Source organism: Paraburkholderia lebeckiae, assembly GCF_050436325.1.
GTDB classification, from domain to species: domain Bacteria; phylum Pseudomonadota; class Gammaproteobacteria; order Burkholderiales; family Burkholderiaceae; genus Paraburkholderia; species Paraburkholderia tuberum.
This window is the reverse complement of record NZ_JBNDLZ010000003.1, coordinates 1-20,314: the sequence shown is the minus strand read 5'-3', so window position 1 is coordinate 20,314 and position 20,314 is coordinate 1. Positions and strand designations below refer to the sequence as shown.

Sequence of the window (20,314 nt, the reverse complement as noted above, 5' to 3'; positions counted from 1 at the left end):
CGTCGACTCGTTTGAACTGAAATCAGGCACCTTCAATGCTGCAAGAGACGCCGCTGCGAAGCGTCGCCGCGGGCGTCCCAGGCGAAGGCCAACGCCCGCACGCCGCGCGCCCTTTTTTCTTCCTCTCCGATCTGCATCTGAGCGGGGCGATTCCGCGCACGGTGGCCGCGTTCGAGCATTTCATCCGCGTGAGCGCGGAAGCGGCCGACTCGGTGTTCATCCTCGGCGACCTGTTCGAGTACTGGGTCGGCGACGACATGCTGAGCGAGCCGTTCGTCGCCCATATTGCGGCGCTGCTGCACACGCTATCCGAGCGCGGCATCGCGCTCTACATCATGCACGGCAATCGCGACTTTCTGCTGGGCAAGCGCTTCATGAAAGCGGCCGGCGCGATCTGGCTGCCCGATCCGTTCGTGATTACCGCGTTCGGCACGCGCATTGCACTCGCCCATGGCGATGGTCTGTGCACCGCGGATCGCGGCTATCAGTTGTTCAGGTGTTTCGCGCGCAATCGACTCGCGCAGATCCTGTTTCTCGCGTGGCCATTTCGTTGGCGTCGCAAGCTCGCCGAGAACATGCGCTCGAAGAGCGAACATGGCCGCACGCGGCCGGTGCCGATCAAGTATGACGTGACCCCGCAAGGTGTCGCCGCGCTGTTCAGGAAATCGAAGACCGCGACGATCATTCATGGGCATACCCATCTGCCCGCGCGGCATCGCGAGCCGGGCGGCACGCGCTGGGTTCTGCCCGACTGGGATCTCGATCACGGCGAGCGCCGGGGCGGCTATCTGAAGATCGATGCCGACGGGATTCGAGCGTTGCCGCTGGATTGACTTCCTGGGTACGGCGTGCGCTTCGCGCTGCGGAGACGCCGAGGCGCCGATATCTAGCGCTCCGCCGCCAGCCCCTCCACCTTCCCCGCGATCGCCGCCGATAGCCGCCGCAAATCGAGCAACGCCGCATCCGCGCCTTGCAGCCCTTCGAGGCTCGTGCCGAGCCGCTCGAGCGCATCGACGATTTCATCGATACGTCGCGCCTGAGTCGCCGCATGGTCGATCAGACCGTGAATCGCGAGCGAAACCGGATCGTCCGCGTTGGGCGTGATGCCGTATGCGCAAAACGCGCTGATTTCGCTGCCGCGCTTCGCGTCACGCGCGGCGTTGTTCGCATTCGGGTTCCCACCGTTCGCACCGTTCGCAGCCGCCGCGGCCGGCACGATGATCCGCGCCGGATTGCCGACCGCCGTGCCACGCGCGGGCACCGGCTTCGTCACGACCGCGTTCGATCCGATCTTCGCGTCCGCGCCGACGGTGAAGCCGCCGAGCACCTTCGCGCCCGCACCGACGATCACACCACGCTCGAGCGTCGGATGCCGCTTCGCGCCGCGCGTGAGCGACGTGCCACCGAGCGTCACACCCTGGTAGATCGTGCAGTCGTCGCCGATCTGCGCGGTCTCGCCGATCACGACGCCCATGCCGTGATCGATAAACACGCGCCGCCCGACGGTCGCGCCCGGATGAATCTCGATGCCGGTCATGAAGCGCGCCATCTGGGACACGAAACGCGCGAGCCAGCGGCGCTTCGCGCGCCAGCACGCGTGAGCGATCCGATGCAGCACGAGCGCGTGCAGCCCCGGATAACACGTGAGCACTTCCCATGCGCTGCGGGCGGCGGGATCGCGCTCGCGGATGGTGGCGATATCTTCGCGAAGTCTCGTGAACATGGCAGGGACTGTATTGTTGGGGGAAAAATCCGTCTGCGTGAGCGGATCCGCGCGGTTTGCGCGTGCGCGGGACACTGCATTTCGCGCCATAGGTAGCGGCATCGCTGCCGCTTAGCACGGCGGCAGCTTTGCTTCTAACGTTTCGTGGATTGTAGGGCGATTGCGCGAAACCTGCCGGAAGTCCCCGTCACCTGCAAGGTTGTCGTCAGACGAAGGCGGCGCATCAGGTGCGCCGTCACGGGCTGGTCGACGGACCGTCAGTCGGTCCGCCTGGTCTTGAGCAGGATGTGCTTGGCGATGCCGCGCATGATGTTGACCTCCTCGCGCTCGAGGCCCGAGCGCGCGAAGAGCCGCCGCAGCCGTGACATCAGCTTCTTCGGATTGGCCGGATCGAGAAACTCGAGCGCGACCAGTGCGCTTTCCAGATGCGCGAACATGCTCTCGATCTCGTCGCTGGCCGCCATCTGCGCGCGTGGAGCGGCGGGTTCGGCCAGCGCCGCGTGTGCTCCCGCGGTGGGTGCGCCGTCGCTCGCTTCGTCGGCGCCGAGGTACGCGGTGCGTAGCTCGTAGGCGAGCACCTGCACCGCCTGCGCGAGATTGAGCGAGCTATAGGCCGGATTGGCCGGAATATGCGCGATCGCGCTGCATCGCTCGACGTCCTCGTTCGACAAGCCCGTGCGCTCGTTGCCGAACACCAGCGCGATCTCGCCGTGCATCGCCTCTGCGTGCGCGGCGGCGGCAGCCGCACGCGGCGTCCATTGCGGCGGACCGTATTCGCGCAGCCGCGCGGTCAGCGCAATCGACCAGTGCACGCCAGTCAGTGCATCGGCGAGCGACGGCACCACGTGCACGGAGGCGAGTACGTCATCGGCGCCGCTCGCCATCGCGATCGCCTCGGGGTCGTTCTGCACGTTCGGCACGCGTGGCGACACGAGCACTAGCCGCGAAAAGCCCATGGTTTTCAGCGCGCGCGCCGCGGCGCCGACATTGCCCGGATGGCTGGGCTCGACCAGCACGAAACGCGTCGACGTGAAGCCGCCGCGCAAATCGGCCACGGCGGGGTCGGAGGAATGGTGGGTGTGATCCACGATGAAACTCGAATGGCTAGGACTCAAGACGCGTATGGTAGCGCCAACGGGCACCTATGCCGAATCAGGCGCACGCGCGACTCACGCGCGCGGACGAGGGCGCAGCATATGACCGGCACCGGCGGCCGCCTACGCGGTACATCAGCCGCACGTGAGCGAGCACCGGCGCGAGGGCGCCCGGACTCAGGTAAAATACCGCTTCTCGCGTCCGGCGCCGACGTTTGCTGAAGCTTCCGTCGAACCGGTCGCACCGTTCTTATTCAATTCGTCTCCGTCGACGGAATGCTCTCCGGTTTGATAGCCGGTCTGCCGTTCCGTGCTGTTTTTGCGTCGTTGCGGCGCCCGTCAGCGCAGTTTCGCGCTTATTTACCGGCCGGCAGCCGTGCTGCCCCGGCACAAGGATCAGTTTATGCATCCCATGCTCAATATCGCTGTGAAGGCCGCGCGCCGCGCAGCTCAGATCATCAACCGCGCATCGCTCGATCTCGACCTGATTCAGGTCAGCAAAAAGCAGCACAACGATTTCGTCACGGAGGTCGACAAAGCGTCTGAAGCGGCAATCATCGATACGCTGAAGACCGCCTATCCCGACCACGCCATCCTCGCCGAAGAGTCGGGCAAGTCGGACCACGATTCCGAATACCAGTGGATCATCGATCCACTCGACGGCACCACCAACTTCATCCACGGCTTCCCTTACTACTGCGTGTCGATCGCGCTCGCGCACAAGGGTGTCGTCACGCAGGCCGTCGTCTACGATCCGACCCGCAACGATCTGTTCACCGCATCGCGCGGCCGTGGCGCGTTTCTCAACGATCGCCGCATCCGCGTCGCCAAGCGCGACCGCCTGGCCGACTGCCTGATCGGCACCGGCTTTCCGTTCCGCGCGCAGGACAGCCTCGAATCGTACGGCCATCAGTTCGCCGAGATGACCGAAGCCTGCGCCGGCCTGCGCCGTCCGGGCGCCGCCGCGCTCGATCTCGCCAACGTCGCGGCCGGCCACATGGACGGCTTCTTCGAGCAGGGCCTGAACGCATGGGACGTCGCGGCGGGCAGCCTGCTGATCACCGAAGCCGGCGGCCTGGTCGGCAACTACACCGGTGATTCGGAGTTCCTGCACGTCGGCGAAGTCGTCGCGGGCAACCCGAAGGTCTACGCGCAGATGATTCCGATCCTGTCGCGCTACAGCCGCACGCGTCAGCAGTCGGCGTAAGGTGCGCCGCCGCGGCCGGTCCGCGGCAACGCATAACGATTGCAGAGAAAAGCGGCTTCGGCCGCTTTTCTGTTGGCGGCGCTCCAGTGTGTGGGGCGTCGTGCTAAAAAGCGGAAAGTAATTCGGGGCGGTACTCCGCCGGGACCGTTCCCTGCTCCATGCCGCTTTGACCCTGCCCGACTTTCGCCCCGGGCGCAGCCTCCAATCTGCCCCATGAAAAAAGGCTTCCATACGATCATCGCGGCACAGTTCATTTCGTCGCTGGCCGACAATGCGCTGTTGATCGCCGCCATCGCCCTGCTTTCCGTGATGCGCTCGGCCGCGTGGGTTACGCCGCTGCTGCAGATTTTTTTCACGATCTCGTACGTGCTGCTCGCGCCGTTCGTCGGCGCGTTCGCCGATTCGATGCAGAAGCGCCACGTGATGTTCATCTCCAACGCGCTGAAAGCGAGCGGCTGCCTGATGATGATCCTCGGCGTTCATCCGATGATCGCCTACGGCGTGGTCGGCTTCGGCGCAGCCGCGTATTCGCCCGCCAAGTACGGCATCCTCACCGAGTTGCTGCCCGCCGAAAAGCTCGTGCAGGCGAATGCGTGGCTCGAATCGGCGACGGTGCTGTCGACGATCGCCGGCACGATGCTCGGCGGTGCGCTGATCAGCACCGTCGTCGAGCATTTCGTCACGCGTGCGCATATGCCGCTGATCCGCTCGGCCGCCGATCTCGCGATGGGCGCGGTCATGCTCACCTACGCGATCGCCGCCGCGATCAACATCTTCATTCCAGACACTGGCGCGCGCTATCCGAACCGGCTAACCGAGCCGAATAAGCTGGTCGGCGACTTCCATCACTGCTTCCGGGTGCTGTGGGCCGACAAGCTCGCGCAGATCGCGCTGTGGGTGACCACGCTGATGTGGGGCGCCGCCGTGACGATGCAGCTGCTGGTGCTCAAATGGGCGAACGTGAACCTCGGGCTGTCGTTGTCAAAGGCGGCGGTGATGCAAGGCGTGACCGGCTTCGGCATCGCAATCGGCGCGGCGGGCGCGGCCGCGCTGATTCCGCTGCGCCGCTCGCTGAAGGTTTTGCCGGTCGGCGTGCTGACGGGCGCGGTGGCGATCGCGATGGCCTTCTACAACAAGGACTTGTTCCCGGCGGGCGCGGGCCTGCGCTTTGGCACGCACGTCGCGCCCTACTACATTCTGCTGGCCTATCCGCTGATGATCGTGCTCGGCGCGCTGTCGGGCTTTTTCATCGTGCCGATGAACGCGATCCTGCAGCATCGCGGCGCGACGCTGCTGTCGGCCGGTCACTCGATCGCCGTGCAAAATTTCAACCAGAACCTCGCGGTGCTGCTGATGCTCGGGGCATACGCGCTGCTGCTCACGGCGAAGATGCCCGCGCAGTGGATCATCGTCGTGTTCGGCAGCTTCGTCACGCTGATGATGTGGCTCGCGAAGCGCCGCAGCGCCGCGAACGAACGCAGCGTGGACATGCGGGCGATGATCGAGGAATGAATGCATCACAGAGCTCCAATAATGACAGCACGAGGCGCGGCTCGACGTGCGCAACGCGCCGCGACCGCGTGAAACGCACGCTTCGATCGAAGCAGTCATGCTGCCATTCGGCTCTCGGGTTTGGCATCGTCCGTTCGGCCAGGGTCCGCTCGCCGCGCCGGCGGGTTAAACTCACGCCCTGAGCATCTACCGCAAGAAGACACGAAGGATGGGTATTCAAACCGCAGCGGCCAACGACGTCGCACAACACACGCCGATGATGCAGCAGTACCTGCGCATCAAGGCGGAGCATCCGGGCACGCTGGTGTTCTACCGGATGGGCGACTTCTACGAACTCTTTTTCGACGATGCGGAAAAAGCCGCGCGCCTGCTCGACCTGACGCTCACGCAGCGCGGCGCGTCGGCGGGCAATCCGATCAAGATGGCCGGCGTGCCGCATCACGCTGTCGAACAGTATCTGGCCAGGCTCGTGAAGCTCGGCGAATCGGTCGCGATCTGCGAACAGATCGGCGACCCGGCGACCTCGAAAGGCCCGGTCGAGCGCAAGGTCATGCGCGTGGTTACGCCCGGCACGCTGACCGACGCCGCGCTGCTGTCCGACAAGAGCGACGTCTATCTGCTCGCGCTGGGCGTCGCGCACAATCGCCGCGGTGTCGCCACGAGTGTCGGTCTCGCGTGGCTCAATCTCGCGAGCGGCGCGCTGCGCCTCGCCGAAGTCGCGCCCGATCAGGTCGCCGCCGCTCTGGAGCGTATCCGTCCCGCGGAAATTCTGGTCGCCGACGCCACCGCCGATTCGACCAGTTGGACACCGCCTGTCAACGCCAGCGCGCTCAAGCGTGTACCGGCCTGGCACTTCGATATCACCTCGGGCACGAAGCGCCTGTGCGACCAGCTCGAAGTCGCTAGCCTCGACGGCTTCGGCGCGCATTCGCTCGGCTGCGCGTGCGGCGCGGCCGGCGCGTTGCTGCTGTATGCGGCGTCCACGCAAGGCCAGCAACTGCGTCATGTGCGCAGCCTGAAGGTCGAATACGAATCCGAATACATCGGCCTCGATCCGGCCACGCGCCGCAACCTCGAACTCACGGAGACGCTGCGCGGCACCGAATCGCCGACGCTGTGCTCGCTGCTCGACACCTGCTGCACGACGATGGGCAGCCGCCTGCTGCGGCACTGGCTCCATCATCCGCCGCGCGAATCGGCGGTGGCTCAGGCGCGTCAGCAGGCGATCGGCGCGTTGCTCGACGCGCCGCCGGGCGCCGATCTCGATACATTGCGCGGCGCATTGCGGCAGATTTCGGACATCGAACGGATCACCGGACGTCTCGCGCTGCTGTCGGCGCGGCCGCGCGATCTGTCGAGCCTGCGCGATACCTTCATCGCGCTACCTGCATTGCGCGCGCAGCTCGCGGCGGTGGCATCGGACGCGGATTCGCTCGCGCGCATCGACGCGGCGCTCGAACCGCCGCACGCGTGCGTCGATTTGCTGAAGCTCGCGGTCGCGCAAGAGCCGGCCGCGATGGTGCGCGACGGCGGCATCATCGCGCGTGGTTATGACGCCGAGCTCGACGAACTGCGCGATATTTCGGAGAACTGCGGACAGTTCCTGATCGATCTCGAAACACGCGAACGCGCGCGCACCGGCATCGGCAATCTGCGCGTCGAGTACAACAAGGTGCACGGCTTCTATATCGAAGTCACGCGCGGCCAGACCGACAAGGTGCCGGACGACTATCGCCGTCGGCAAACGCTGAAGAATGCCGAGCGCTACATCACGCCCGAGCTGAAGACCTTCGAGGACAAAGCGCTGTCCGCGCAGGAACGCGCGCTCGCGCGCGAACGCGCACTGTACGACGCGTTGTTGCAATCGTTGCTGCCGTTCATTCCCGACTGTCAGCGCGTTGCGCTCGCGCTCGCCGAACTCGATCTGCTGGCCGCGCTCGGCGAACGCGCTCGCGCGCTCGACTGGGTTGCGCCGACGTTCTCGGCGAACGCGGGTATCGACATCGAGCAGGGTCGTCATCCGGTGGTCGAGGCGCAGGTCGAGCAGTTCATCGCCAACGATTGCTCACTCGCGACCGAGCGCAAGCTGCTGTTGATCACCGGTCCGAACATGGGCGGTAAGTCGACTTTCATGCGCCAGACCGCGCTGATCGCGCTGCTCGCTTACGTAGGCAGCTATGTACCAGCGCGGCGCGCAGCCTTCGGACCGATCGACCGCATCTTCACGCGCATCGGCGCGGCCGACGACCTCGCCGGCGGCCGCTCGACCTTCATGGTGGAGATGACCGAAGCCGCCGCGATCCTCAACGACGCGACACCGCAAAGCCTCGTGCTGATGGACGAGATCGGCCGCGGCACGTCGACGTTCGACGGCCTCGCGCTCGCGTGGGCGATCGCGCGCCACCTGCTCGCCCACAACGGCTGCTACACGCTGTTCGCGACGCACTATTTCGAGCTGACGCAACTACCCGCAGAGTTTCCGCACGCGGCCAACGTGCATCTGTCGGCGGTCGAGCATGGGCACGGCATCGTGTTCCTGCACGCGGTCAACGAAGGGCCCGCCAATCAGAGCTACGGTCTGCAGGTCGCGCAACTCGCCGGCGTGCCGAACGCGGTGATCCGCGCGGCACGCAAGCATCTCGCGCATCTGGAGCAGCAATCGGCCGCGCAGCCCGCGCCGCAACTCGATTTGTTCGCGACGCAGCCTGCCATGCTCGCCGAAGACGCCGACGACGACCACGAGGCGGCGAGCGACGCAACGCCTGCGTCGCCTGCGATGCAGACACTCGTCGAGCGTCTGCGCGGCATCGATCCGAACGATCTGCGGCCGCGCGAAGCGCTCGATCTGCTGTACGAACTGCATGAACTGGCCGTCGCGCCGGATGCGGACCACTGACACGCCGAGACACCAGCCGCGCCCGTGCGGGCTTCGCGCGGCGCTGCGCCACGTGCTCGCACCGGCAGGCGGCATCGTCGTGCTCGCGGCAGTGTGCGCATGGACCGCGCCGGCGCACGCCGAGGCCTCGCGCTTCGCGTTCGCGGTGATTTCCGGCACGATGCACAGCCCCGCCGACGAAGCCGCCACGCAACGGCTGCTCGAGGCGATGGGCCGCGAGCGCGACGTGCGCTTCATCGTCTACGACGGCAATCTGAAGGGGCCGAAGGAAGTTTGCCGCGACGCGCTGTTCGAGCGCCGCCAAGCGCTGCTCGACAGCTCGCGCACTGCCCTCTTCTTTATCCCCGGCCAGCATGACTGGGTCGATTGCGGCACGGCGGAAGCCGGCGGCTTCGATCCGGTCGAGCGGCTCGACCAGTTGCGGCAAACGCTGTTCGCCGATCCAACGTCGATGGGGCAGAACCCGATCGCGTTGACGCGCGAGAGCGAGGTGTCGCGCTTCCGCACGTTCCGTGAAAACGTGCGCTGGGTGGTCAACGAAAAAACGAACGACAAAGCGAACACCAAAGCCGGCGACATCGTCTTCATCGGCCTGAACGCGCCGGGTCCGAACAATCACTACCTGAGCGCGGGCGGCCGCAACGGCGAGTTCGAAGATCGCGTGATCGCCAACGCATTCTGGCTCGAGCACGCGGCCGAATACGCGAAGCGCCGCGACGCGCGCGCGATCGTCGTGTTCATTCAGGGCGACTTCGACCCAGAGCGCTACGAACGACCCGAACGGTTCGCCTGGCTGCACTTCGCACATAGCTCGCGCCGCGACGGCTTTCTAGAATTCAAGCGCAGTCTGGTCAAGCTCGCGCAGATTTTCCCCGGACCCGTGGTCGTCATTCATGCAGACGACGACCGGCCGGCCGGCGGTTTCGTCATCGATCAGCCGCTACGCAACGACAAGGGGACGGTCGTGACGAACCTCACGCGGATTGCGCTCGCGCCGCATGATCGTCTCAACCAATGGATTCAGATAGAAGCGGATTTCGGCAGGAAGCCGCCGTTCAGAGTCAGCGTACGCGACGTGCCGAAGCAGATGCCGCTGCCCACCACGCCGCCGGTCTTGCCGCCCGCATCGCCGCGCGACGGATCCGGCGCGTCGATGCCGGTTGCGCCGGAGATGCCGAATGTGGAAGGTTTCGGGCCGGCGTCGGAATTGCCGCCCGTATTGGGGACGCCTGGAGAGTCGCAGGACCAGCAGCCGCGCATCCCGTCCGACCAAGGCGGCGGCGACTATGGGCCCGCTATCTCGATGCCGCCGGGGTCGATACTGCCAGCCTCGCCTGCGTTGCCCGCATCGGTGCCGCCTGCCCCCGCGACAACACCGCGCATGCCCGCAAACTCAGTGCAGGGTCGGTTTTGAGTCGTCTTGTTCGTCCTCGTCTTCATCGTCGTCGAGAACTTCGAGGCCGTCCGCGCCATGCGCGTGCTCGTGCTGGATTTCGTCTTCAGTAGCCGGACGCACGTCTTTGACGGTCAACGCGAAACGCAGCGCCATGCCGGCGAGCGGATGATTGCCATCGAGCACGACCTTGTCTTCCGCGACGTCGGTCACCACGTACACCAGCGCATCGATTTCCTCGTCGCCATCTTCCGGGGTGCCTTCGAACTGCATGCCGACTTCGAGCGGTTCCGGGAAGCGATCGCGCGGCTCGATCTTCACAAGCTCAGGATCGTATTCGCCGAACGCGTCTTGCGGCTCGAGCTGGATCTGGGTCTCGAAGCCAGCCTCGCGGCCGTCGAGCTCTTCCTCGATCTTGGGGAACGTGCCATCATAGCCGCCGTGAAGATAGACCATCGGCTCTTCGCTTTCCTCGATCAGATTGCCCTGCGCATCCGACAGTTTGTAGGCGACCGACACGACGGTGTTCTTTGCGATTTTCATTCGATTCTCCAGAATACAACTCACATTATACGATGCCCAGGCGGCCCACTCACCTCCCGGCCGATGCAGGTTCGGCAAGCAATTCGCCGTCTGCCGCAAAGCCGGCCACGCGGCCCATTCTTCCGCCCTCGCCCCACGTTCCGACCGCACTTCTCGGCAATCTGAGCCCGTCGCAATTCATGCGCCGCTACTGGCAGAAGAAGCCGCTGCTGATCCGTCAAGCGATTCCGGACATCGAAGCGCCGCTATCGCGCGACGAGTTGTTCGAGCTGGCCGATCGGGACGACGTCGAAGCGCGCCTGATCACGCACTTTCGCAACAAATGGCAGCTGGAGCACGGCCCGTTCGCGCCCGACGAACTGCCGTCCGTAAAACAGCGCGCATGGACACTGCTCGTGCAGGGCGTGGACCTGCACGACGACCGCGCGCGCGCGTTGCTCGACCGTTTCCGTTTCGTGCCGGACGCGCGTCTCGACGACCTGATGATTTCGTATGCGACCGATGGCGGCGGCGTCGGCCCGCACTTCGATTCCTACGATGTGTTTCTTTTGCAAGTAAAAGGCAAGCGCCGCTGGCGCATTAGCGCGCAGAAAGATCTGACTCTGCAGCCGGGCTTGCCATTGAAAGTTTTACAGCACTTCGAGCACGAACGTGAATGGGTACTCGAGCCTGGCGACATGCTGTACCTGCCGCCGCACATCGCGCACGACGGCATCGCCGAGGGCGAATGCATGACCTGCTCGATCGGTTTTCGCGCGCCCTCCGAAAGCGAGCTGACCACGCAGTTCCTGTACCACCTGGCCGAGCGGGGAGAGGCCACCGGCAAGGCGGGCGCCCTTTATCGCGACCCACGGCAGGCCGCCGTCGAACAGCCGGCCGAGTTGCCCGCGGCGCTCGTCGAACGGGTGGGCGCGATGCTTGCTAATGTGCGATGGAATGAGCAGGACATTGCGTCGTTCCTTGGCACGTACCTCAGCGAACCCAAGCCGAGTGTGGTCTTCGATCCGCCGCAACGGCCGCTCAACGAAGCCCGTTTCATTGGCGCAGCGTCCCGATCCGGTCTACGGCTCGATCGCAAGAGTAACCTGTTGTATGAACGACGTTTTTTCTTCGTAAATGGAGAAGAAATATCGTGGACCGGCGCGAAAAAATGGCTGTTTGAACTCGCAAATCTACGGTGCATGAGTGCGAAACGCTTTGTAACACTATCGCACGATTCATCGGTGACAGCACTGCTACACGAGTGGTATCGTGCGGGCTGGATACAGGTAGGCGAGATTGCGTAACTCTGCCCGCCTGTTATACCGTACAGTGAAATTTTGTATGAGAAAGACAACGTATTGACCCGCATTTATCGACTGTCAGTACGAAAGTGCATATAATTTCCGCCCAAGCCGTAGGGAAGATTCCAGCTCGTCAAAAGAGCATCTCCACCAGCGGCCCAGGTCGGTGTTGGAGCACATTACCGGTTTTATTTTGCGCTGTTGCTTACCTTTAAACCATAAAAGGACGTGATCATGAAGAAATCCCTCCTCGTAGCATCCCTGTTGGCAGTTGTGGCACTCGCTGCATGCAACAAGAGCAACGATCAGGCTGCTGCACCGTCGGAAGCTGCGTCCGCACCGGCGGCAGCATCGCCTGCTGAAGCAGCATCGCCGGCAGTTGCGGCATCGCCGGCCGAAGCAGCATCGCCGGCCGAAGCAGCATCGCCGGCAATGGCAGCATCGCCGGCTGAAGCAGCATCGCCGGCAGCAGGCGCAAGCCAGTAAGCCGCAACGGTTCGGCGCTGTAGCGGCGCTCCCGCTACAGCGCCTGCGCACGAAACGTTTGGAGGCTGGCCGGAAACGGCGCGAGCCGCAAACGGGAAAAGAAAAACGCCACGGATTCACATCCGTGGCGTTTTGTCATTCAGGGCCGCTTTCCGCTGCGGAGCTTGTCGCATGTGTGGAACACATCCCCTATCGAACCGGCGCCGCTGGCCCAGCGCTCTCCTCAAAGAACTCACGCACCACGTCGATCTCGCGGGTGCGCTTGAACGGCGGCAGACTCTGCCAGATGCGGCGGCCATAAGGCTTATCGACGAGACGTGTATCGCAGATCATCAGCACGCCACGATCGGTCTCCGCGCGAATCAGCCGGCCGGCGCCCTGCTTCAGCGTGATGACGGCCTGCGGCAGCTGATGCACGGCGAACGGGCTCAAGCCCTTCTTCGTCAGTGCGTCGAGCCGCGCGGCCAGCACGGGATCGTCCGGCGGCGCAAACGGCAGCTTGTCGATCACGACCAGCGACAGCGCGTCGCCGCGCACGTCCACCCCTTCCCAGAAGCTCTGACTGCCAACCAGGATCGCATTGCCGTAGGCGCGAAAGCGGTCGAGCAGTTCGGTGCGGCTCGCATCGCCCTGCACGAGTAGCGGATAGTCCCAGCCGCGCGACTCGATCGCGTCGCGCAGCTTCGCCGAGATACGATCCACCGCGCGCAGCGTCGTGCACAGCATGAAGACGCCGCCGCCCGAGGCTTCGATCGCGGGCAATGCGGCATCGAACACGGCGTCGGTGAACATCGGCGATGACGGCTGTGGCAGATTGCGCGGTACGTACAGAAGCCCTTGCGATGGATAGTCGAATGGGCTCGGCAATGTCATCGAGCGCTTCGAGTTCAAGCCCATCTGCGCCGCATAGTGCGTGAAGTCGCCGCGCACCGACAGCGTCGCCGATGTGAAGATCCACGCGCGCGGTACGCCGGCGCGCTGCTTCGCGAAAATCGGCGCGACCGACAACGGCGTTTCGTGCAGCTGCACCGTGTGCGAGAACACCTCGATCCAGCGCACCTTTTCATTCGGGTCAGCGCGCTCCGCGCTGGCGTCACCCTCGCGGGTCGCAACCGCGTCGCGTTCTGCACTCGTGGGTGGCGCGGTCCAGCCGCTCAGCACGTCCTGCAACTCGCGCGCGCGACGCAAACACGCGCCGAGCGATTCGGCTCGCTCGGCCTGGCCCGCCAACGCCGAGGCCAACGCGTCGAGTTCGGCCTCGAGCGTCTCGAGCGCGGCGAACAGCGGGTGATCGTCGGGCAGCTGGCCGATCGACAGACGCACCGAGTCTTCCTTGAACGCGAGCCGCACGTCGCGCGCGGCGCGCTCGAGCGTCGCGCCGAGCTTGACCCAATCGACCGCATCGCGTGCGTGACCGAGGCCCTCGGCCACCGAATCGCGAGCGAGTTCGAGAAACTGCGCGGTCGATAGCGTCTCGCCGAAAAACAGCGTCGCGGTTTCGGGCAGCTGGTGCGCTTCGTCGAAGATGACCGTATTCGCAGTCGGCAGCAGCTCCGCCATGCCGGTATCGCGCAGCATGATGTCGGCGAAAAACAGATGGTGGTTGACCACCACGATATCGGCCTGCTGCGCTTCGCGGCGCGCCTGCATCACGAAGCAGTCCTTGTAGTGGGGACACTCCTGGCCGAGACAGTTGTCGCGCGTCGACGTGACCATCGACCACACCTGCGCCGTTTCCGGCACGCTCGCGAGTTCGGCCTTGTCGCCCGTGCGCGTGATCTTCGCGAAGCGCACGATGTCCTGCAGATACGAGGTCTCCTGGCGCGATGGCAGACGGCCGTTGTCCGCGGTGCGTTGCAGGTAGTAGTGGCACAGGTAGTTCGCACGGCCCTTCAGCATCGCGACCGACACCGGCACCGCGAGCGCGTCGCGCACTGTCGGAATGTCGCGCTGGAACAGCTGATCCTGCAGATGCTTGGTGCCGGTCGAGACGATCACCTTGCCGCCCCACAGCATGGCCGGCACGAGGTACGCATAGGTCTTGCCGGTGCCGGTACCCGCCTCTACGATCAACGTATTCTCACCACCGTCGACGCCATCGGCTTGTGCGTTGCTCCCGGTCGACTCAGAGACGGCTTCAGCGCCGGTCTGCTGCAGGCGCCGCGCCGGGCGCTTCTGCGTCTCGAACATCACGGGCTCGGGCATCGCGCGGCCCGACGCCTCCATCGCCGCGGCAACCGCGCGCGCCATCTCGATCTGCGACGCACGCGGCCGATAACCGTCGATCTGCCGTGCGAGCAGACCATTGTCGGCGAAGATGTCGTCGAGCTCGCTCGCGCGGCGCCGATTCAGCGACACACCTGGCACCGGTGCTGCCGCGCGCGGCGCGGGCGTGCCCGAAGCAGATGCGTTGTCCGGCGCGGCCCGGGATGAAGTGTCATGCGATGAATTCAAGGCAAGCGTTCCTGCTAAGTCCGGCTCGCGCGCTGCGCGCCCGGCGCCTGCCAGGCCGCGAACTCAGGCACGCGCGTCCGGTTCGAGCTGCAATTGCAGCAAGATGATGGTGTCCTTCACTTTAAGTTTGCGCTTTTTCAGGCGCTGCAACTCGAAGTCGTCGATGCCGGGTTCATCCGACATCCGGTCGATCAACCGGTCGAGTCCACTATGCTCCGATTCCAGTTGCAGAATGCGATCGCGAAGTGTGTTTGCGTCGATGACGTGATGACGATCACGCATGCTCGCCTCCTCTGGTCGGCGGCACGAACCGCGTGCGCGCGGTCCGATGCCTGAGGTTGCTGTCCGCCTCAAAACGCATTACGGCGACTACGGCGGCCTGGCCACGACCGCCACGGCTTACTCTACGGCACAGCCACTACAGCACGCTTACTGTTGCTCTTGTTGCTGCTTTTGCTGGTCTTCGAGCTGTTGCTGCTTCAACTCGTCCTGACGCTTCTGCTCGGCCTTCTCGTCGGCCTGCTTTTGACGTGCTTCAACATCGAGCTTGTGCTGCGCGGCCTCGGCCTGCTTCCGCTCGAAAGTCTCCTGTTTCTGCTGGCGCTCCGCGGCCTTTTGCGCACCCTGCCGACGCGCTTCCTCGAGCTTGCGCTGGTAGTCGCTCTGCTTCTGGTCGTAGGCCTTCTGATTGGCCGCCGCCTGCGCAGGCGTGACACCACGCTGCGCCTGATCGAGCGCATGCTGGCGCTGCTTCTCCTCGTAGGCCTGCGCGTTGGCTTCGTGCTGCGGTGCCGCGGCGTTGCGCTGCGCCTGATCGAGCGCGTGCTGACGTTGCTTCTCCGCGTAGGCCTGCGCATTGGCTTCGCGCTGCGGCGCCTCGGCGTTGTGCTGCGCCTGATCGAGCGCGTGTTGACGCTGCTTTTCCTGATACGCCTGCTCGTTGCGCGCGTCTTCGGCGGCACGTTGCGGCGCTTCCGCCTCGTTTTGCGCGCGCCGCAACGCGGTGCGTTCGTCGCGTTCACGGGCGCGCTGCGCACGCTGCTCGGCGTCGAGCGCGAGCTGTTCCTTGCGGATGTCCGCCTGCACGCTGCGCATCGCGTCGCGCGCGCGGTTCAGACAGTGATTGACGAAGAAGCGGCTGTAGCAGTTGTGTTGCGCGACAGCGAATTGATAGTTGTTGTCGTCGGTGCGCTGATTGAGCACCTGTTGCCGCTCGTCGAACGACTTGTCCAGCACGGCTACGTCACTTGCGCTTTGAGGGCCGTCGGCGGTTGCGGCGGCTTGCGGGCCCGAGGCCGCGACGGGTGCCGTACCTTGCGCCGGCGTCGCGCTTTGCGCCACGGCCGACACCGGCACGACGAGCGCTGCGGCGATCACGCACGACGCGGCAGCCGTTAAAGCCGACCGACCGAACGAGCGCAAAGAAACCAGCGGCAATTGAGACGAACCCGGCAGTGAACCCGGCAGTGAACCTGACGCCAGCGAAGAGACCAGGCGGTTGAGGGACAAGGAGATTGGCAACGTCGTAGAGGGTCAACGGAACATGCCCGAAATTCTAACACCCCGCGGTTGAGCCCTTTGGCATTTATGGCAAAATGCCCCGCTCTAGCAACCTGGTCGCGGCGCACGCCCGGCCTGTCCGATTTGCCGCCCGCGCGCGGCCCATCACTGAGTCCGCAGGAACACCAAGACCTTATGACGGAAACCGTAGCACTCAAGATCGTCCAGCGCATCGCCACCGAACTGTCCGTCCAGCCGCGCCAGGTCGCGGCCGCGGTGGAACTTCTCGACGAAGGCGCGACCGTTCCGTTCATCGCCCGTTATCGCAAGGAAGTGACCGACAATCTCGACGACACGCAACTGCGCAATCTCGAGGAACGCCTGGTCTATTTGCGCGAGCTGGAAGACCGGCGCGCGGCGATCATCGCGAGCATCGACGAACAGGGCAAGCTCACCGACGAGCTGCGCGGCGCGATCGAAGGCGCCGACAGCAAACAGGTGCTCGAAGACCTCTATCTGCCATACAAACCGAAGCGCCGCACGCGCGCGCAGATCGCGCGCGAAGCCGGTTTGCAGCCGCTCGCCGACGCGCTGCTCGGCAATCCGCTGCTCGATCCGCAAGCCGAAGCCGCGGCGTACGTGGACGCGGACAAAGGCGTCGCCGATGTGAAGGCCGCGCTCGACGGCGCACGCGACATCCTTTCCGAACAGTTCGGCGAGACCGCCGAGCTGCTCGGCAAGCTGCGCGACTATCTGTTCAACCAGGGCGTGGTGTCGTCGAAGGTCGTGGAAGGCAAGGAAACGGCGGAAGAAGAGAAATTCCGCGACTACTACGACTACGCCGAAACGATCCGCACGGTGCCGTCGCATCGCGCGCTCGCGCTGTTCCGCGGCCGCAATGCCGGCGTGCTGATGATCAAGCTCGGCCTCGGCGAAGAGCTCGACGCGCAGGTGCCGCATCCGGGCGAAGCGCTGATCGCGCGGCACTTCGGCATCGCCAATCAGAACCGCCCCGCCGACAAGTGGCTCTCCGACGTGTGCCGCTGGTGCTGGCGCGTGAAGGTGCAGCCGCACCTCGAAAACGAGCTGCTGACCAATCTGCGCGACGAAGCCGAACACGAAGCGATCCGCGTGTTCGCGCGCAATCTGAAAGACCTGCTGCTCGCGGCGCCGGCTGGTCCGAAGGCCGTGATCGGTCTCGATCCGGGCTTGCGCACCGGCGTGAAGGTGGCGGTGGTCGACCGCACCGGCAAGGTGCTCGCGACCGACACGATCTACCCGCACGAGCCGCGCCGCGACTGGGACGGCTCGCTCGCGAAGCTCGCGCGAATCGCCGCGCAGACGCAGGCCGAGCTGATCAGCATCGGCAACGGCACCGCGTCGCGTGAGACGGACAAGCTCGCGAGCGAGCTGATCGCGCGTCATCCGGAGCTGAAGCTGCAGAAGATCGTCGTGTCCGAAGCCGGCGCGTCGGTGTACTCGGCGTCCGAACTCGCCGCGAAGGAATTCCCCGACATGGACGTGTCGCTGCGCGGCGCGGTGTCGATTGCACGACGTCTGCAGGACCCGCTCGCCGAGCTCGTGAAGATCGAGCCGAAGGCGATCGGCGTCGGCCAGTATCAGCACGACGTGAACCAGCGCGAACTCGCGCGCTCGCTCGACGCGGTCGTCGAAGACTGCGTGAACGCGGTCGGCGTCGATGCGAACACCGCGTCGGTCGCGCTGCTCGCGCGGGTGTCGGGTTTAAACGCAACGCTCGCGCGCAACATCGTCGACTATCGCGATGCGAACGGGCCGTTCCCGTCGCGCGAGCATCTACGCAAGGTGCCGCGTCTCGGCGACAAGACCTTCGAGCAGGCTGCCGGCTTCCTGCGCATCAATAACGGCGAGAATCCGCTCGACCGTTCGTCGGTGCACCCGGAAGCGTATCCGGTTGTCCAGCGCATCCTCGCGAAGATCAGTAAGCAGGTCGGCGAAGTGCTCGGCAATCGCGACGCGTTGCGCGGACTGTCACCCACCGAATTCGTCGACGAGCGTTTCGGTCTTCCAACCGTGCGCGACATCCTGGTCGAACTCGAGAAGCCGGGCCGCGATCCGCGTCCCGAGTTCAAGACCGCGACGTTCCGCGAAGGTGTCGAGAAGGTCAGCGATCTGATCCCGGGCATGGTGCTCGAAGGCGTCGTGACGAACGTCGCGGCGTTCGGCGCGTTCATCGACGTCGGTGTGCATCAGGATGGCCTCGTGCACGTGTCGGCGATGTCGACGAAATTCGTGAAGGACCCGCACGAGGTCGTGAAAGCCGGTCAGATCGTCAAGGTCAAGGTGCTCGAAGTCGACGTGAAGCGTCAGCGTATCGCGCTGACGATGCGTCTCGACGACGAACCCGGCGCCGCGGCCGCGCGCAGCAGCGGTGGTGCGCAGCAGGATCGCGGTGGCTCGGGCGGCAGCTTCAATCGCGGCGGAGCGGCACGCGGCGCGCCGCAACGTTCGCGCGAACCGGAGCCGGGCGGCGCGATGGCGGCTGCGTTTGCGAAGCTCAAGCAGAAGTGAGGGTCACGGACCGGAGCACGTCGTCGCACGCGCTCCGGTCCGTGACATGACTGCGTCGCGCGCTCAACCGCTTGCACGCACGCATGAACAAAAAGCCCACGCATTGCGTGGGCTTTTTGTTTGCGCTCTCGCACGTCACGCGCGGGCCGTCAAATCTCGATCTTCGTTCCCAGTTCCACGACCCGGTTAGCCGGGATGCTGAAGAAGTCGGTCGGCTTCGCGGCGTTCTGATGCATCCACGCGAACACACGCTCGCGCCATACCGACATGCCCGGCAATTGCGTCGGCACCACCGTTTCGCGCGCGAGGAAGAATGACGTGTCCATCAATTCGAAGGTCATGTCGTGCGTGCGGCCGACGTCGAGCAGCACCGCCTTCACGTCGGGCGTTTCGTTAAAGCCATAGGCTGCCTTCACCAGCCACAGCCCACCGTTCATGTCCTTCACGGTCACGCGATCGGCGTCCTTCACGTATGGAATGTCGCGCGTGACGAAGGTCAGAAAGATCGTGCGCTCGTGCAGCACCTTGTTGTGTTTCAGATTGTGCAGCAGGCTCACCGGCACCAGCGAATCGCTGCCGGTCAGATAGATCGCAGTGCCCGACACGCGATGCGGCGGATGCGCGAGCAGGCCTTGCAGGAACGGCATCAGCGGAATACCGTCGGCGGCCGTGCGTTCCTTCACGATCATCCTGCCCTTGAACCACGTCATCAGCAGGAAGAACAGCAGGCCGCCGATGCACAGCGGCAACCAGCCGCCCTCTTCGACCTTCAGGAGGTTCGCGCCGAAAAAGCCCAGGTCGACCACCATGAACACGCCGATGATGAGCCCAACGAGCAGTTTGTTCCAGTTCCACACCTTCACCATCACCACGCAGGCAAGGATCGTCGTGATCACCATCGTTGCCGTCACCGCAATACCGTACGCGGCCGCCAGATTGTCGGAACTCTTGAACGCGATCACGATGCACAGGATGATGAACAGCAGCAACCAGTTCACGACCGGCACATAGATCTGCCCGATCGCGAGTTCGGACGTATGCAGGACCTTCATGCGTGGCACGTAGCCGAGCTGGATCGCCTGGCTCGTCAGCGAGTACGCGCCCGAAATCACCGCCTGCGACGCGATTACCGTCGCGACCGTCGAAAGCACGACGAGCGGCAACAACGCCCAGTCCGGCGCCAGCAGGAAGAACGGATTTTCGATCGCCTTTGGGTCGTGCATCAGTAGCGCGCCCTGGCCGAAGTAGTTCAGCACGAGCGAAGGCATCACAAGCACGTACCACGCCATGCGGATCGGCTGCGCGCCGAAGTGGCCCATGTCCGCGTACAGCGCCTCCGCGCCGGTCAGCACCAGCACGACCGAGCCGAGCACCACGTAGGCCTGCAGCACGTGCGCGGCCATGAACGTGTACGCGTAGTAGGGATTGAGCGCCTGGATCACATTCGGCGACTGCATGATGTGCCACAGGCCGAGCACGGCGAGCACGAGGAACCAAAGCGTCATGATCGGCCCGAACAGACGGCCGACCGTGGCCGTGCCGTGCCGCTGGATCCAGAACAGCACGATCAGGATCACGACGGTCAGCGGAATCACCAGATGCGCCAGATGCGGCGCGGCGATTTCGAGACCTTCGACCGCCGAGATCACCGAGATTGCCGGCGTGATCACTGC

General features: G+C 64.8%; 15 protein-coding genes. 8 read left to right on the top strand and 7 right to left on the bottom strand.

What is annotated here, in order from left to right:
* Positions 1 to 35: 35 nt before the first annotated feature.
* Positions 36 to 833 (top strand): UDP-2,3-diacylglucosamine diphosphatase, encoded by a 798-nt coding sequence (locus OKW44_RS18180; protein WP_018417590.1) that lies wholly within the window; start codon positions 36 to 38, stop codon positions 831 to 833.
* Positions 834 to 886: 53 nt separating this feature from the next.
* Here the strand turns inward: OKW44_RS18180 and cysE are convergent, their stop codons facing one another.
* Both cysE and OKW44_RS18170 read right to left on the bottom strand, forming a co-directional pair.
* Positions 887 to 1,723, bottom strand: a complete 837-nt coding sequence (cysE, locus tag OKW44_RS18175) for a serine O-acetyltransferase (RefSeq protein ID WP_018417589.1) — start codon at positions 1,721 to 1,723, stop codon at positions 887 to 889.
* Positions 1,724 to 1,980: 257 nt separating this feature from the next.
* Positions 1,981 to 2,811, bottom strand: a complete 831-nt coding sequence (locus OKW44_RS18170; RefSeq protein ID WP_026225304.1) for an RNA methyltransferase — start codon at positions 2,809 to 2,811, stop codon at positions 1,981 to 1,983.
* Positions 2,812 to 3,220: 409 nt separating this feature from the next.
* Here OKW44_RS18170 and OKW44_RS18165 point away from each other — a divergent pair, with 409 nt between their 5' ends.
* The 4 genes from OKW44_RS18165 to OKW44_RS18150 all read left to right on the top strand — a co-directional run bounded on the left by OKW44_RS18165 (position 3,221) and on the right by OKW44_RS18150 (position 9,846).
* Positions 3,221 to 4,024 (top strand): inositol monophosphatase family protein, encoded by an 804-nt coding sequence (locus tag OKW44_RS18165; RefSeq protein WP_018417587.1) that lies wholly within the window; start codon positions 3,221 to 3,223, stop codon positions 4,022 to 4,024.
* Positions 4,025 to 4,237: 213 nt separating this feature from the next.
* On the top strand, positions 4,238 to 5,536 hold the full coding sequence (gene lplT / locus OKW44_RS18160; RefSeq protein ID WP_018417586.1) for a lysophospholipid transporter LplT: 1,299 nt from the start codon (positions 4,238 to 4,240) through the stop codon (positions 5,534 to 5,536).
* 208 nt (positions 5,537 to 5,744) lie between these two features.
* Entirely contained in the window at positions 5,745 to 8,432 is a 2,688-nt protein-coding gene (mutS, locus tag OKW44_RS18155) for a DNA mismatch repair protein MutS (RefSeq protein ID WP_018417584.1), read from the top strand.
* Positions 8,419 to 9,846, top strand: coding sequence for a hypothetical protein (locus tag OKW44_RS18150; RefSeq protein WP_026225303.1), 1,428 nt, complete (start codon positions 8,419 to 8,421; stop codon positions 9,844 to 9,846). The genes mutS and OKW44_RS18150 overlap by 14 nt, the downstream gene beginning before the upstream one ends.
* On the opposite strand, the gene OKW44_RS18145 is transcribed toward OKW44_RS18150, so the two are convergent.
* Positions 9,826 to 10,368, bottom strand: a complete 543-nt coding sequence (locus tag OKW44_RS18145) for an FKBP-type peptidyl-prolyl cis-trans isomerase (RefSeq protein WP_018417582.1) — start codon at positions 10,366 to 10,368, stop codon at positions 9,826 to 9,828. The genes OKW44_RS18150 and OKW44_RS18145 overlap by 21 nt on opposite strands.
* Positions 10,369 to 10,400: 32 nt before the next feature.
* On the opposite strand from OKW44_RS18145, the gene OKW44_RS18140 reads away from it, so the two are divergent.
* Both OKW44_RS18140 and OKW44_RS18135 read left to right on the top strand, forming a co-directional pair.
* Positions 10,401 to 11,654, top strand: coding sequence for a cupin domain-containing protein (locus OKW44_RS18140; RefSeq protein ID WP_026225302.1), 1,254 nt, complete (start codon positions 10,401 to 10,403; stop codon positions 11,652 to 11,654).
* Positions 11,655 to 11,885: 231 nt separating this feature from the next.
* A complete protein-coding gene (locus OKW44_RS18135) occupies positions 11,886 to 12,137 on the top strand; it encodes a hypothetical protein (protein ID WP_084753953.1) in 252 nt (83 codons plus the stop codon).
* A gap of 189 nt (positions 12,138 to 12,326) precedes the next feature.
* Here the strand turns inward: OKW44_RS18135 and yoaA are convergent, their stop codons facing one another.
* The 3 genes from yoaA to OKW44_RS18120 all read right to left on the bottom strand — a co-directional run bounded on the left by yoaA (position 12,327) and on the right by OKW44_RS18120 (position 15,968).
* Entirely contained in the window at positions 12,327 to 14,591 is a 2,265-nt protein-coding gene (yoaA, locus tag OKW44_RS18130; protein WP_018417579.1) for a DNA repair helicase YoaA, read from the bottom strand.
* A 63-nt stretch (positions 14,592 to 14,654) separates the two neighbouring features.
* Complete coding sequence (locus OKW44_RS18125) at positions 14,655 to 14,873, bottom strand: DUF465 domain-containing protein (RefSeq protein ID WP_013089766.1); 219 nt, start codon at positions 14,871 to 14,873, stop codon at positions 14,655 to 14,657.
* A 147-nt stretch (positions 14,874 to 15,020) separates the two neighbouring features.
* Positions 15,021 to 15,968 carry a coiled-coil domain-containing protein gene (locus tag OKW44_RS18120; protein WP_018417578.1) on the bottom strand — a complete coding sequence of 316 codons (948 nt, stop codon included), beginning with the start codon at positions 15,966 to 15,968 and terminating at the stop codon, positions 15,021 to 15,023.
* 318 nt (positions 15,969 to 16,286) lie between these two features.
* Here OKW44_RS18120 and OKW44_RS18115 point away from each other — a divergent pair, with 318 nt between their 5' ends.
* Positions 16,287 to 18,641 (top strand): Tex family protein, encoded by a 2,355-nt coding sequence (locus OKW44_RS18115; protein ID WP_018417577.1) that lies wholly within the window; start codon positions 16,287 to 16,289, stop codon positions 18,639 to 18,641.
* Between the two features lie 149 nt (positions 18,642 to 18,790).
* On the opposite strand, the gene OKW44_RS18110 is transcribed toward OKW44_RS18115, so the two are convergent.
* Positions 18,791 to 20,314: potassium transporter Kup (locus tag OKW44_RS18110; protein ID WP_429410951.1), on the bottom strand; the 1,524-nt coding region annotated here is incomplete at its 5' end.